This is a genomic window from Arsukibacterium sp. UBA5043, assembly GCA_002415085.1.
Classification (GTDB): domain Bacteria; phylum Pseudomonadota; class Gammaproteobacteria; order Enterobacterales; family Alteromonadaceae; genus Alishewanella.
The window spans coordinates 694,493-709,210 of sequence record DIBV01000017.1 but is presented as its reverse complement, the minus strand read 5'-3'; the positions used below and the strand labels follow the sequence as shown (position 1 = coordinate 709,210).

The following is a 14,718-nucleotide window of genomic DNA, read 5'->3' as shown; positions in this document are numbered from 1 at the left end:
ATTAAAATCGGAATTATTATGTCTCTTACCACCAATAAAATGTTTTATGTGTCATGGGAAGCGTTTCACCGGGCCAGCAAAGAACTGGCACAGCAACTACTGGGCCGGGACTTCAGTGCGATAGTGGCAGTAAGCCGCGGTGGCTTAGTGCCTGCTGCTATACTGGCACGTGAGCTGAATATCCGGGTAGTAGACAGTATTTGTGTTGCCAGCTATGAGCATGATAAACAGGGCAGTTTACGTATTTTAAAAGATGCCAGCCTGGAAGATAACGCCAAGCTGTTAATTGTTGACGATTTAGTCGATACCGGTGAAACCGCCCGCGCGCTGCGTGAGCATTTCCCCAAGGCCTGTTTTGTTACTGTTTATGCCAAACCGCAGGGTAAGCCCCTGGTAGACCATTATGTTACCGACATCGAGCAGGATACCTGGATCCAGCTGCCCTGGGATATGGAACTGGCCTACAGCAAGCCGCTGGCGGAGCACTAAGCATATGGCAGCAGTACAACAGTTAACAATTAGCCTACCTGACTGGATTAACGACGTTGTCGACTGGCAGAAAATTTATGCTGATGACAACGAGAAAATGGCCCTGGCGGTAGAGCTGTCAAAGCAAAATGTGCTGCGCGCTACCGGCGGCCCCTTTGGCAGTGCCATTTTTGATTGTGATAGCGGTAAGCTACTTAGCGTAGGCGTAAACCGGGTAATGCCAATGCATAACCCGGCAGCCCACGGCGAAATGGTGGCCATAATGCTGGCCGGGCAGCAACTGCAAAGCTTCAGCCTGAATGCCGATGGCGTCAGACGCGAGTTGTTTACGTCCTGTGAGCCGTGCGCCATGTGTTTGGGTGGCACGCTGTGGAGCGGGGTAAAACGGCTGGTATGCGCCGCCACCGCAGACGATGCCAGAGCCATCGGCTTTGATGAAGGGCCGGTAGAGGCCAGCAGCTATCAGTACCTGACTGATGCCGGTATCGAAGTCGTCCGTCTGGTTCAGCGCGATGCAGCTAATGCGGTACTGCAGCATTATGCCAACGGCGGCGGTCAGATTTATAACGGCTAGCGCGAAAACCTGCATGAGAACGGCTGATGACCTTCTAGCCAGAGCATAAAAGTTAGTGCTGTGGTTTAATCAGGAACTTCTCTCCGGTAGCCTGTTTGCCATAAACTGCTATCGCATCCAGTTGTAACGCACCCGCCAGGGATACTTCGTCAGTGTAGTGGCTGGCGAACGTAGTTTTAATCTCGGCAGCAATACGCTTGCGCATGGCGAAGGTGGTTTCCTTACTGAGTTTCCCCAACGCATTAAACAATAAAAAGCCGTTCACACCCCAGGCAAAACCAAAGTTACGGTTTAACGTGATGGGGCCGCGATCAAGCCCGCCATAAATATAAACCTGTTTATAGATGTCAGATCCATACACGCTGTATTGAGTGATATTGCGAGCGACGGCAGCTTCCATGCAGGTAAGAATATCGCTCGCCAATTTACCGCCCCCAATAGGGTCAAACGCGATAGTGGCGCCAGTGGCGATTAATGCCTGGGTCAGGTCGGCCATAAAGCTGTCGCTACTGGAGTTAATCACGTATTTGGCGCCCTGGTCACGGAGTAAAGCCTCCTGATCTGGCTTACGGACGATATTGACCAGGTCGATGCCGTCGGCGATACAGATGCGGTTAAGCATTTGTCCGAGATTAGAGGCAGCGGCGGTGTGTACGATAGCCTTGTGACCTTCAGCGCGCATGGTTTCTACCATGGTCAGCGCTGTCAGCGGGTTGACAAAGCTTGAAGCGCCCTCGGCTGCAGTAGTACCCGGCGCCAGTTCCAGACAGCTTTTAACATTGGCACAGAGATATTTGCGATAGGTACCACCGCCAATTACTGCAACGGTTTTGCCCAGTAAACTTTGCGCAGTGGCTGAAGCGCCCGCAGCGACAACAGTACCGGCCCCTTCATTGCCTACAGGTATAGGCTGGCCAACCCGCTTTTTAACAGCAGCCATGAATTTTGCCGGGACATCAGCACTGATGACCGGGCGATCGTCGCTACCGGATTGGCTGGCAGTTGTCATATCGGCTGCGCTGAACATCACGCCCAGATCGGAGGGGTTAATCGGGGCGGCGTCAATGCGGATGACCACTTCGTTTTCGCCAGGCTCAGGCATAGCGATCTCGCGCAAGGAAAGTGCGAGTTTGTTGTCTTCGCTAATGGTAGAAATAAGTTCGATGTTGCTGTCCGACATTTTTTGCTCCTTAAAGAGTTAGCTGGTTTGGTTTGTCGCAAACCGGTGTTACCTCATACATTGAGGGGCAAGCCTTAGCGTCTTGGTGAACCGCGGCGCTGGACTAACTGAACGTAGTGATAAACTGGGGGCAGAAGAGCGTTTTAGCAAGCATTAACAATCAATGGGGGCAGTTTTTAATATTTACTGCTCAATTCAGCAAGACATAAGATTTGGCTCCAGATATGTAACTGAAAGGCTTATTGAGTTATCTTCGTAATAAGGGTCGCTCGTCAGGGTGGAGCCTTTGGCCAATTAAACAAATAACCAACTGAAGTGTTATGAACAAAAATAAAGCAAAACTGATGTTGCGGATAGCGCTGATAGTTGCATCTATATCCTCTTTGTTTTTTGTACCGTGGCTTTTAGTAAAAGCATGGGTACTTCCGCTGCCAAATACCATACAAGCGCAGTTGGATGAAGCTATTAATCATGGTTTTGATGGCGTGATTGTCTATATTGATCAAACGGCGCAACCCGGACAATATTTCGCTGCAGGATGGCACGATCGAGACGCTAAGGTACCCGCCAGGCCTCAAGCCCTTTTTAAAATTGCCAGCATTAGTAAGCTATACGATGCCGTGGCTGTAACCAAACTGGTCAGTGAAGGGCGGCTTTCGCTGGATAAAACAATTGCTGATTATTTACCAGAACTGCTGGGAAGGATCGAGCACGCAGATAAAATCACGTTAAGAATGATGCTTCAACATCGTAGTGGCATTCCTAATTTTACCGACGCGCCTAACTTTTGGGTCGAGCCAACCCAGACTTATGCCGCAAGTCTTGCATTGATACTGGACAAGGCAGCCAATTTTAAGCCCAATGAAGATTACGAATATTGTAATACGAACTATTTGTTAATTAATAAGATAATGGATGATGAGCTCGGTTATGGGAATTTCCAGTACATTCAGAAACAGGTTTTAATGCCACTTAACCTTAGCAATACTTTTAGTTCGCTAACTGAAGTAAATATGGACGATGTAATGAGTGGTTATCATGTTGGACATCCTTATGATTTGAAGGCAGACGAACATGGGATGGTAGCGACAGCGGAAGATGTAGGGCGGTTTCTCAGAGCAATGATAGAGGGTTCAGTTTTTGATGGCGAAGAACAGGCCATATATTCCTCCATTTATCAGTATGAACATGCTGGCTGGGTACCGGGATATCAGAGTTTCGCAAAATATGACCATGAACTTGATGCGGTTGTGATTACGTTTTACAGCACAACGGATCCTAAGCTGTATAATTGGAACTTATCGGAAATTGTTAACAGCCGAATTGTTAAAATACTTAAAAGCCAAACAAGCCTCTAAAAATTTGCTCCCGTAATGGGGTCAGAAAGCGGTGTTATTTATCCGCTGTAACAACCACCAGAACACTGCCAAACTCCTGGTAAAGCTGTTGGTGGAACTCCCCCAGTAATTGCGGATCAATACGGGTATAAAAAGTGAGGGCTTGCGCAGGTTGCTGTTGTTGCAGACAGATCTCTGTCAGCCGGACAAGATGGATGGCATGTTGTACCTGATACTCTGGTTGTGAGGTGTAAACCAGAGATTGCTCGTAAAGCTCATAAGCGGCTTGCAGTTGCCCCAGCAATTGTTTAGTACGTGCCAGATTACCCATCGCGATAATAATCTTATTGTTGTGTCCCATAACAAGTGAAGCGTTCAACGCCTCGGTGCGATACTGTGCAGCTTCATCGAGCTTATCGCGCTGATGGCTAAGTAGTGCTTTATTTGAATAGAGTTCATAGAGAAACAACGGGTCTTTACTTTTTTGATATTTCAGCTGAACCTGATTCAGCAGCTGCTCTGCCTGCTCCAGCTCGCCTAACGAGTATTGTAAGTTGGCTAACTCGATTATTCGAAGCGGATTACCAAAGGCACTATATACTTGTTGCAGCATTTGCATAGCCGTGCTGGCATAGTGCTTTGCCAACTCAGCTTGTCCACTGATAAACAGGGTTTTAGCGTAATAAAAATGCACTTGCACCTTTAACATATCGGGTAGCGCTTGTTGTTGCAGCAACAGTTCGGCCTCTGCTTGCAGTTGCTGAAACTGACGTTGATCAAACATATAATCGAGCTGAAAGCCCTTTATCCGGTACCAACCATGGCTGAACGAAGATAAAGCTGACAGTTGCTGCGTTATGTATTGCTCGCAGCTTGTGCTGACTTCTTGTTGGCAAAATTGCTCATGATCGCTCAGATTCTCCGAAGCGCTAAGCTTAAAAGCCAGTAACAGAATAAAAAAAGAAGCACTACGCATAACAATACAGCTACCGTTAATAATACCAATGTATCAGTGGGACACTATGCCCATCCTGCAGGTCGCCGTCAATTAAGCGCTTTCTATATTTAGCATGATAAAAATGAAAAAACCCAGCCTTGCTGGGTTTTGATAACACTAAAACGGTTTAAACGATACGGCGGCGACGGATAAGTAAGGCAGCCATTGCCAGCGTAAACAACGCCAGAGTTGAAGGCGCTGATACCACCTGCGCCGTGCCGAGGCGGAAAGAATCGAACTCAACTAAATTGCCGTCAAGGTCAAACACTTCTAAGTAGCCGAAATCGAACGCCGCTTCGTAAAACATCTGATAGCTCCACGTCAGTGGACCAAAGCCAACATCATCGCCGTCGAACTCAAAAAATTCGATACCAGCATAGATATTGTCGCTATCAATAACTACTTCAAACAGGAAAATATCAAACACGTCACCCCAGGAGTACAGATCGCTCAGGTTAATGTTTACCAGAGTAATCTCATCGCCAAACGCGGTATCCAGGACGCCGGTATTCAGCTGATTTTTATTTATCTGAATTTCAATAGAGCCAATTTTGCCAAAGAAATCACCAATGATGTCCTGCTTAATATTAATAAGCGTGGCATTAGCGGCAAACGATGTGGCAAACATTAACGTAATAGCCAGTAACGATTTACTAATTAGTTTTGTGAGAGATTTCATTATCTGCTTCCTTATTTTTTTAAAATGCCGGGATAGTTCGGCTATCCCGGCGTTCCCTGACTACGGCTGGACGACTTCCAGTGCCGTGGTGCCCTGTACTTCACCATTACCATCGGTAAAGGTAACGGTTCCCATATATAAACCTGACGCTAAGCCACGTGTTCTGAGGCTGATATTCTGCAAACGATTTTCAACCGCGCGGGTTGAGGCAGAAACCACGGTAGAGGGTTCGGCGCCATCCAGAATCCATATCAGCTGAGTGTAATCAACAGTGGCATTGCCCAGTAAATCTACCCCTTGAACAAACAACAGATAGAAGCTAAGACCGCTGTTTACCGTATTTTCCGGATTAACAATGATTAAATCTTCGTTTGCATCTGGACCTGTTGAAGTCTGTAAAGGTGAGCAGCTATTTCCTGTTGGCGAGGGCACGCAGGTGTACAGTACTAAGTCTAAGTTGGTACCCGGAACGCTAACTAAGACATCACGGGTGCTTATTCTCAGTAAAGTTGCACCTTCAGGTACACCAAACGTGGTGTAAAATGTTGGCGAGGCTACATTAATACCAAAGTTAAATGCGCCTGGGTTGCTAGGTGAAGTTCTATTTACACCAAAGGGTAAGCTGAGCCCCTGATGTTCGACCCCAAAGCTACCTGAATACAACGTCTCAACAAAGAATAACACGCGGCCCCGGTTTAACTCTAGCGACAGCAACTCCGGTACAATAATCGTTTGTGTTGGTATCTGATTAACCGCAATAGGGCTACGAACTGTCAAGCCGTCAGTGCGTTCAAGTGTTACTGAACCGAATACCCACTGATTGGCCGGAAAGCCAGGTACGGAGTTGAACGTTAAGCTGTAGCTTGCAGTACCGTTTGGTGCAACTTCCAGTAATCCACTGGGTATTACGTTGCCAGCAGCATCAAAGGTTGCAACTGAAACAGCGGTTCCTTCAGGTGCATCAACCACAACATTGTAAGTACCACCATTACCCGAGACATCCGTTACTGTACGAGAAATGGTTTCAGTTCCGGCAAGTTCGCCAATCGCGATTGAAGGGTAATTTAATTGACTGGCGTCAGTGGCAAAACCAGCGTTAGCTATGTCGGTACAATCAGCGCCAAATCTGGCAGATGACACTAAACCTGCTTCGCCTTGGCCACACAAGAATCCAAGATAGTCACCTAAGTTTGCGCTATAGACTAAGCCTGGATTTAAAGCAGGCGCTGGTGCTACATGTCCGGCACCAAAATCAAATGGATCAGCGGGCGTAACGCTATCTTCTTTCACAAGGTCTTGCCGTGCCGTGGTCATAATAGCTGATTTGATTTGCGCTGGCGTCCAGTTTGGATACTGACCCGCTAACAGCGCCGCCATACCGGCAATATGTGGGCTGGACATGGACGTACCTTGCAGGTATGCAAAGTTTTCGCCTTGCGGGTTGCCACCAAATTGTAACTGTTGTGGGCTGGACGCTGCTAAAATTCGCACACCCGGCGCAGTTATGTCTGGTTTCAGGATGTCGGCAGTTTGGGTATTGACACCACGTGACGAGAAGCCAGCCATGATGTTACCCACTTCAGTCGCTTCAGTTGCAGCGCCATTGCGAGACATCGTCACGTTTGTAGTACCTGTACTTACGCTATCTGCTAAAGCCAGACCGTCAGCATTGAATACCATTACACCCGGAATACCAATGCCCGGGTCTACTCCGCCCATCGCAATAGGCGTGCCGCTCAGGGTGTATACTACTGCACCAATGGCGCCAGCTGCTTCTGCATTCAATAACTTATCAACGAACGGGCAACCGCCACGTGCGATAAGTGCAATTTGACCGGTCAAATCATTGCTTAAGGGGCCGCAGGCTTCAACGGGACTGGCGAGACCTAAATCTGCTGTGACACCTCCTTCAGGAACCGGTGTACCAATTACCGCAGGAACGGAGAAAATTTCGCCCGGCGCTAATGTACCGCTATTGATTATTAGCTCATTACCAATAACCGCTGAAGTGCCGTCATAAGTAGAGGCCGCAACTGTTGCAATCCAGGGAGCGATGTTACTTACCGTCGCTGCTGTAGGGCCACTGTTGCCAGCAGAAGCAGTGAAGAATATGCCGGCATTAGCAGCACTAAGTGAAGCGTTATACACTGGGGTGTTAATTGCTTGTGAGTTGCCGATTGAGTAGTTTAATACGTCGACACCATCAACAACCGCCTGGTCTATTGCGGCCAGGCTGTCTCCAAAGAAACAACCTCGTTCGTTAACACCTGCTGGACTGACATAGTTTGCATTCCAGCAAACTTTGTATGCAGCAAGCCGCGCACGCGGTGCAATTCCTGATACTGAACCTACCTCTGCGCCGCCTAAAACAGCTGTCACGTCAGCGTTACCTGCGGCAGTTGACGCAGTGTGGCTACCGTGGCCATCGGCGTCTCTTGCAGAAGCGAATTCACCTAAGCCAAACTGCATTTCATACACGCTTGAGAAGGTGCTGCCGAAATAGCGCGCACCAATCAATTTGTTATTACAAGCAAATTCGTCTGACGGCGCGGTGGAGTCGTCATAAATCACCACGCCATCACGTACAAATGAGCCTACGCTACCTACGTTACATTCGCCAGCCCAACCCGCTGGAGCTGGTCCGTAGGTATTAGCAGCATTAGTTGCCGCAGCGATGAAAGAGGGATTTTCAGGCCAGATGCCCGAATCCAGAATGCCAACAATAACATCTTCACCGACTATGCCACTATCATGCAGGCCATCACCAGCTGCGTTAATTAAACCCAAAAACGTGGGTGTATTCGAGGTGTGCAGTTGATGTACTTCGTCGGGATAAACTGCTGCAACATCAGGGTGCTTGCTTATGGCTTTCAGTTGCGCCGGTGATAGGCGGGCAGAAAAGCCATTAAAGGTGTGGGCGTAGTTGTGTAACACCTCAACGACACCAACCTCGGTTGCAACGGCCGCTTGCTTGGCTTTCACTGCAGCAACGTAAGCTTTTATTTTCGGCGAACTGGCATTGTAATTATTGCCAGTGTTGATAACCATCTGGTTGCTGGGAATCAGCTCTCCGAGTTTGGTGGCCATATTGATTGCCGTAGCGTCTTTCAGCTCCACGATATACATCCCCGACGCTGCTAAAGCAGCCGGGGCGGTATCGGTTGCGCTAAGCTGGCTGGCATCAACCTGGAGGATATGCGGCGATGCATTTGCCAGTGCGTATGTACTCGCCAGCGCGGCTGATAGCGCAACACTTAAAAGGTAGTTATTTGATTTCATTTGCTTCTCCCATTTACATCATTATGATTTTCAGGTTACGCAGCCAAATTATCTTTCAATCCTAACGGTACAACACGGCCCAGCTAGCAATTAGAAGCAGCAAGTTCTGCATAGCTAAATGTTCTGATGGTTGTTAATAGTTGTTTAATTTTATTGTTTTGCACTTCATTAAGGTTAAGGGGGGTTGCTAACATCTGACGAGGCAATAATCGAGCCATCTAATTAAGTACTTGTTATTTCAAATTTGTTTAAAATTTAACCAATATTAATGCTTGACGTTGTAAAAAAGTCCGACAGTTTAGCTGGCTTGCAAATAGCAAATCGCATGTATTAAATCAGTAATAATGCGATCAATGAAGGGAGAGGGTGTTGTAGTTGGTGCTTTTATTAATTATTGGTAAATAGATGATAAATAAATGTTTTGCATTAGGTGGTGTTGACTGCGCTGGCTCATGTTTAACCGGTTATTGCTGATGAAATGTAGTGGCGATAAACAGCGCTTCAGTTTTTTCGCGGGCCCATGGGGTACGCCGTAGAAACTTCAGGCTGCTTTTTACCGACGGGTTCACTTTAAAGCAGTTAATATCAATCCGCCTTGCCAACTCCTGCCAGCCGTAATGATCAACCAAAGCGGTGACAATTTGCTCTAGTTTAATGCCGTGTAATGGGTTGTTTTGTTGCTCGCTCATGTTTACTCCTGCGCTCTTACCGCTAAAAAAATAGCCACCAACAGGTAGCTATTTCTTTTGAAAAACCGATTATAGCCGTTCTAACATCGCTGCGGTAAAATCAGTGGTACCAAAGCTGCCACCTAAGTCGCGGGTGGTTCTGTCACCACTGGCTATAACGTCTGCCAGAGCTGCCCGAATTTTTTCTGCTTTATCTTGCATTTGCAGGTATTCCAGCATTTGAATTGACGCCAGAATAACCGAGCTTGGGTTAGCCAGGTTTTTGCCGGCAATATCCGGGGCGCTGCCGTGCACGGCTTCAAATATGGCACAGTCTTTCCCAATGTTAGCGCCTGGTGCCATCCCTAAGCCCCCGACTAAACCAGCACACAAGTCCGACAAAATGTCACCAAACAGGTTGGTGGTAACAATAACGTCAAATTGCTGCGGGTTCATCACCAACTGCATGCAGGCGTTATCAACGATCATTTCCTGCGCGTCAATATCCGGGTAACGGGCCGCAACTTCACGGGCAGTTTTTAAAAATAAACCTGAGGTTGATTTCAGTATATTGGCCTTGTGAACAATGGTCACTTTTTTACGGTTTTCGCGACGGGCCGTTTCAAAGGCAAATACGGCTATGCGTTCTGCGCCTTCGCGGGTAATGATACTGCTTGCTTCGGCAATCAGACCATCTTCTGATACCTGCTGCCGATGGCCAGAGTACATACCTTCGGTATTTTCGCGAATGGTAATAATATCGATATTCTCGTAACGGGCTTTGGTGCCTTTAAAGGAAATAACCGGCCGCACGTTAGCATATAAGCTGAATTGCTTACGCAGGGTAACGTTAATGGAGGTAAAACCGTCACCCACCGGAGTGGTTAACGGGCCTTTTAACGTTATTTTATTTCGGGCGATGGCATCTAGGGTGGTTTGTGGTAACAACTCACCCGTTTGCTCCAGGGCCGTTAGCCCCGCTTCAACATATTCGTAGTCAAAATCACAACCGGCTTTGGTTAACACTTCAATGGCGGCCTCGACAATACTCGGGCCAATGCCATCACCTTTAATGACAGTAATGGTTTGCTTACTCATGGGGATCCTCAGGGTTTTAAAGGGAGAATTCGGGCAGACGCTAACCGCCTGGAACCGCCGGAATATAGCAGTTTTAGCCAAATTTCGCCAGTTTGGTGAAAAGTTACCGTAGAAGTTAGCGTTATAGTGGCTATAACGGCGGTGAATGGTGTAATAAAACTAGATTTCGGATACAGGGCTAGATTCAGGTAAAGGGTAATAACAGTGGCTGGCTGCTACTAGCAGTTGTTGCCAGTATTCGGCTGGATGACTGGGTAGGTGAAGCCTGGCAGAGGCGGCGGGTAGCAGTGTCGTCAGCCGTTGAGTATTGGCGTCAGTAGGGCAAAATACCGCCAGGGTCAGCTGCCAGCTCATAGTCAGTAACAGGGTTAGTAATGGTGGCTGCTTACTCTGCCAGTCATCCATTGCAGTTGCCCAGTCAGGATGCTGGTAGTGTTGTAGCAACAACTTAAGCTGGGCTGGATAGTGTTTGTTTTGCCAGATCTGCTGCTGAATATGCAGGCCAAGTACAAGTTTTTGCTGTAGTTGTTTTGCCAGGGCCAGCTGAGGTAAGGCAGCATGCTGCCATAAGCTTAACGTGGCGCAATGCGAAACCAACCCCGCCGTGCAAGCTGCTAGCGGCACTTTTGCCGCGTCACTTAGCAGTAGCAGTGCTTTGTTCAAACAATGACGCAGTTGTTCTAGCCAGTCATGATGAGGGTGAGCCTGTTGCTGGCAATATTGGTACAACTCAGCCTGCCCGACCCAATCGCTTAACGCATCCTGGCCGAGCATCGTTATGGCATGCCGTAACTGAGTCACCGGGAGCTGCTGCCGACTGATGTTACCGGCTGCCTGCTCTAAAAAGCGGCTTACCAGCGGCTGGGCTTTTAGTAACTGCACTTGTCTGCTGATACTTAACGGGTGTAGCTGATTAAATATCGACTGCTCTAGACAGCGCTTCAGGGTAACAACAGGGGGCGCAGGCAACTGCATATCGTCCTGCTCCAGTGTCGCCAGCCACGAGGGATCCCGAAAATATTGCGGGCTTAACAGGGTCAACTGAGCCAGCGGCAGTTCACTTAATGTATTGTCCAGGGCTTTTGTGCTCGGGTCAAATTTGCGTACATATACCACGGTGGGCGGATGTTGTGCAGCAACCCTGCCGCAGATCAACCAATATTGCTGATGGTTACCGGTGGTTTGGATGTCTTTGCCAAAACGTCCCGGCAACGCGTGGTATGCAACCAGCTGCTGCAATATACCAAACCATTTTGCGGCAGCAATACCCGTTTGACCACTGCGGTATTGCAGTAATAATTGCTCTAAACCTGCCTGGCTGCCAGGCTTCGGTAACATTTGTACCACCAGCTGGTTGAGCATTGCCATCAATGGCCCATCGGGATGGCATTGCCAGGCAAGTTGCCGCTTTGCGTTGCAGTAGGCAATCAGTAGCGATAGTAACGGATGTTGCTTGTTGTAATGCTGCAATGCCTTTGCCATTGTTAACGTTGTTTGCAATGGGATGGCATTAGTATCCGGTGTTGCAGCAGCGTGTAAACAAATGGCTTGCAGAAAATGCTGACTCCGCTGGGGTTGCCAGCCAAAACCGCGGCTGAGTATCAGCCCCAGCGCCATCATTTTAATGACACGGGCATGCTGAAGCGATAATTGGCGTGGTGTCAGATTCAGTTGCGCCACGACCGTCGAGAAATTCTGGTCTGCTAACGTTAAGAATAATAGAGTAAGATCACTGCTATGTTGCAACACGCTGGCAATGTCACTTGTGGCCAACGGCTGGTCTGCCTTGGGATCAAAACGCTGTAAGCCCTGATAAAACAGTGGCCACTGACAATCAGCTGTTACCATGGTTGGCATGTTGCTGATATTGAGCGACCGCAGTATCGCCAATCGCAACCAGTTGTCGGTTGATAAACAACAACGCAGTGCATTCGTCTTCGGTAGTAATACCATCAGGCAATTTACGATGGGTACGGTAATAAAGTAGCTGATATATTTCGTCTTTTACTTTAACTGCCTGGGTAATATCCGGCCCGCCGAGCCTATTTGTTACATCGTCTTGTGAATGTGCAGCGCCCAGCTTATAGCGACTGATCACCTTGGCATTAAAATTTTCGCGATGTTGCCAGCTCATTTGTGCCGGATCATCCTGATAAAGTACCAGAACGGCCAGCGTAAGCAGCAAATAAACCACAAAACCAGTAATAAATAACACAACAGGCTTTAGTTTCATGAGGGGTCCTGTTCAGGTTCGGGCAACCTTAAATCCTGCAGGTTAAGCCCGAGATCTAACGTTGTCTGCAGACTTAGTACCTGCATATAATTCATTATGGCATCTTTGTGACTGACAATTTTATCACGAAGTTTTTTTGGGCAATCGGCATGGGCCAGGGCGTCAGTTAGTGTTTCACCTAATGCCATCAGTTCTAATGCGGTTTTCGGACCCACGCCACTCACACCGGCTATATTATTGGTGCTGTCGCCTGTAAGGCTCCACAGGCGAACCAGTTGCTCTGGTGCAACCCCGAACTTATTTTTCACATAATCAGGGCTGAGTTGCTGGCGGGCAAAAGGGTCGTATACCCTGATGCCTTGGCTTAACAGGGGCAGAAAGCCTTTATCGGTAGAGACAATAGAAACCCGTTGTTGATGTTGACTGAGTTTACTGGCAATACTGGCAATCACATCGTCAGCTTCCAGACTGTTGTCAATAAAGCAGCGAAACCCCTGTTGTTGTGCTGCATGTTCTAACGCGGGCAGCGCTTGCGCTAATATCGCCGGCATCGGTTTACGGTTTGCTTTGTATTCTGGACAACGTTGCTGGCGCCATTGGCTGTCACGACCATCAAACACCAGTAGGGCGTGGCTTGGCGTCAACTCATGGCGCAATCGTTGCAATGCCTGCAGCAGCATGGTTTGGGTATTACTAATAATTTGCTGCCTGGTGCCATCGGTCACCTGCTCTGGTAATGGCAAATAGGGTCTTTCCTGTACGGCGTAAAGGCGCCGGATCAGGTTAAGTGCATCAATCAGAACAAGATGCATCATACTAACGAATAATCCGGTAGCACGGCACGTACGCTGTACCAGGCAATTTCATTCTGCCTTGATCAACAAAGGCTTGCAGCAAAGTATCCATCATTTGCATTAATATCGGTTCTCCTGATAACTGGAAAGGCCCATGCTGGCGAATTGCCTTAATCCCTTCGTCTTTTACATTACCCGCCACAATACCTGAAAATGCCCGGCGTAAATTTGCGGCAAGTTTCGCTTTGTCTTGTTCCAGGTGCAAGTCAAGTGCGGCCATATTCTGATGATTTGGGACAAAAGGCTGCTGGAATTGCGGATCAATATCTAAGGTCCAGTTAAAGTGGTAAGCATCGCCAACAGATTTACGATACTGTCTTACGTCGGCACAGCCTTGTTTTAGTTTGCGGGCAACACCAGCCGGATCATCAATGATAATATCGATTAACTGTAACGCTTCATGGCCCAGGGTGCTCTGAATAAAATTGGCAATTTCATTAAAATAGGCCTCAGATTGGCGGGGACCCGTAAGAATAATCGGCAGCTGTTGTTCAGCATTACTCTTTTTCAACATAATACCCAGTAAATAAAGCAACTCTTCTGCGGTACCCGCGCCACCAGGAAACACAATAATACCGTGAGCCACCCGGACAAAAGCTTCCAGCCGTTTTTCAATATCAGGCAGGATCACCAGCTCGTTAACAATCGGATTTGGCGGCTCGGCAGCAATAATGCTCGGCTCGGTTAAGCCAAGATAACGGCCACTGCGGATCCGCTGCTTATTATGGCCAATGGTGGCGCCTTTCATCGGGCCCTTCATCGCACCCGGGCCACAGCCGGTACAGATATCCAAACCGCGCAGCCCCAGCTGGTAACCTACTTCTTTGGTGTAATCGTATTCTATCTCGTTGATAGAGTGGCCACCCCAGCAGACGATCATGCTTGGAACATATGTGGCGTCAATTACCCTGGCGTTTCGCAGAATATCAAATACGGTATGCGTGAGTTGCCGGGGTTCGAGCAGCTCCCTGGCCTTGGTTTCAGCAGAGCGCCGGGTATGATAAAACAAAATATCTCTGAGCACTGCAAACAGGTGCTCGTGGATGCCTTTAATGATAACACCATCAACAAAAGCACTGGCAGGCGGATTGGTAAGTTCAATTTTAATGCCGCGCTCTCGTGCTAGCAAATTGACGCTAAAGTCCTTATATTGCTCATATATTTCGGCTGAACTGTCGGTATGGCTGCCAACATTAAGGACGGCCAGACAGCAATTACGAAATAGGGCGAACGCTTCTGATTCGGTATTATGTTTTAAACGTTCAACTTCAAGTTGAGACAGTAAATCCATGGCGCCTAACGGGTTTAAATGCACCTGCATAGGTAACTC

The 14,718-nt window shown here is 48.1% G+C and carries 13 protein-coding genes; 3 read left to right on the top strand and 10 right to left on the bottom strand.

Annotation, left to right across the window (positions count from 1 at the left end; genetic code table 11):
- The first annotated feature begins 18 nt into the window (after positions 1 to 18).
- On the top strand, positions 19 to 489 hold the full coding sequence (gene gpt / locus B2Q61_RS17225) for a xanthine phosphoribosyltransferase (RefSeq protein ID WP_290618016.1): 471 nt from the start codon (positions 19 to 21) through the stop codon (positions 487 to 489).
- Between the two features lie 4 nt (positions 490 to 493).
- The gene (locus tag B2Q61_RS17220; RefSeq protein WP_290618014.1) at positions 494 to 1,063 is read left to right on the top strand and encodes a nucleoside deaminase; all 570 of its coding nucleotides are present in this window, start codon (positions 494 to 496) and stop codon (positions 1,061 to 1,063) included.
- 52 nt (positions 1,064 to 1,115) lie between these two features.
- Here the strand turns inward: B2Q61_RS17220 and B2Q61_RS17215 are convergent, their stop codons facing one another.
- Positions 1,116 to 2,243, bottom strand: a complete 1,128-nt coding sequence (locus B2Q61_RS17215) for a zinc-binding dehydrogenase (RefSeq protein ID WP_290618012.1) — start codon at positions 2,241 to 2,243, stop codon at positions 1,116 to 1,118.
- Positions 2,244 to 2,563: 320 nt separating this feature from the next.
- Here B2Q61_RS17215 and B2Q61_RS17210 point away from each other — a divergent pair, with 320 nt between their 5' ends.
- Positions 2,564 to 3,601, top strand: a complete 1,038-nt coding sequence (locus tag B2Q61_RS17210) for a serine hydrolase domain-containing protein (RefSeq protein ID WP_290618010.1) — start codon at positions 2,564 to 2,566, stop codon at positions 3,599 to 3,601.
- A 34-nt stretch (positions 3,602 to 3,635) separates the two neighbouring features.
- Here B2Q61_RS17210 and B2Q61_RS17205 read toward each other — a convergent pair whose 3' ends face one another.
- The 9 genes from B2Q61_RS17205 to ppnN all read right to left on the bottom strand — a co-directional run bounded on the left by B2Q61_RS17205 (position 3,636) and on the right by ppnN (position 14,709).
- On the bottom strand, positions 3,636 to 4,556 hold the full coding sequence (locus B2Q61_RS17205) for a tetratricopeptide repeat protein (protein WP_290618008.1): 921 nt from the start codon (positions 4,554 to 4,556) through the stop codon (positions 3,636 to 3,638).
- A 148-nt stretch (positions 4,557 to 4,704) separates the two neighbouring features.
- Positions 4,705 to 5,256: a PEP-CTERM sorting domain-containing protein gene (locus B2Q61_RS17200; protein ID WP_290618006.1), complete on the bottom strand. Its 552-nt coding sequence runs from the start codon at positions 5,254 to 5,256 to the stop codon at positions 4,705 to 4,707.
- A gap of 60 nt (positions 5,257 to 5,316) precedes the next feature.
- A complete protein-coding gene (locus tag B2Q61_RS17195) occupies positions 5,317 to 8,535 on the bottom strand; it encodes a S8 family serine peptidase (RefSeq protein ID WP_290618004.1) in 3,219 nt (1,072 codons plus the stop codon).
- A gap of 464 nt (positions 8,536 to 8,999) precedes the next feature.
- Positions 9,000 to 9,224 (bottom strand): VF530 family protein, encoded by a 225-nt coding sequence (locus B2Q61_RS17190; protein ID WP_290618002.1) that lies wholly within the window; start codon positions 9,222 to 9,224, stop codon positions 9,000 to 9,002.
- Between the two features lie 69 nt (positions 9,225 to 9,293).
- Complete coding sequence (locus tag B2Q61_RS17185; RefSeq protein WP_290618000.1) at positions 9,294 to 10,301, bottom strand: isocitrate dehydrogenase; 1,008 nt, start codon at positions 10,299 to 10,301, stop codon at positions 9,294 to 9,296.
- 159 nt (positions 10,302 to 10,460) lie between these two features.
- Positions 10,461 to 12,149: a hypothetical protein gene (locus tag B2Q61_RS17180; RefSeq protein WP_290617998.1), complete on the bottom strand. Its 1,689-nt coding sequence runs from the start codon at positions 12,147 to 12,149 to the stop codon at positions 10,461 to 10,463.
- On the bottom strand, positions 12,136 to 12,534 hold the full coding sequence (locus tag B2Q61_RS17175; RefSeq protein ID WP_290617996.1) for a DUF3192 domain-containing protein: 399 nt from the start codon (positions 12,532 to 12,534) through the stop codon (positions 12,136 to 12,138). Before B2Q61_RS17175 ends, B2Q61_RS17180 begins: the two co-directional genes overlap by 14 nt.
- Positions 12,531 to 13,349, bottom strand: a complete 819-nt coding sequence (gene xni / locus B2Q61_RS17170; RefSeq protein ID WP_290617994.1) for a flap endonuclease Xni — start codon at positions 13,347 to 13,349, stop codon at positions 12,531 to 12,533. Before xni ends, B2Q61_RS17175 begins: the two co-directional genes overlap by 4 nt.
- Before the next feature lies 1 nt (position 13,350).
- Positions 13,351 to 14,709 (bottom strand): nucleotide 5'-monophosphate nucleosidase PpnN, encoded by a 1,359-nt coding sequence (gene ppnN, locus B2Q61_RS17165; RefSeq protein ID WP_290617992.1) that lies wholly within the window; start codon positions 14,707 to 14,709, stop codon positions 13,351 to 13,353.
- Between the last annotated feature and the right edge of the window lie 9 nt (positions 14,710 to 14,718).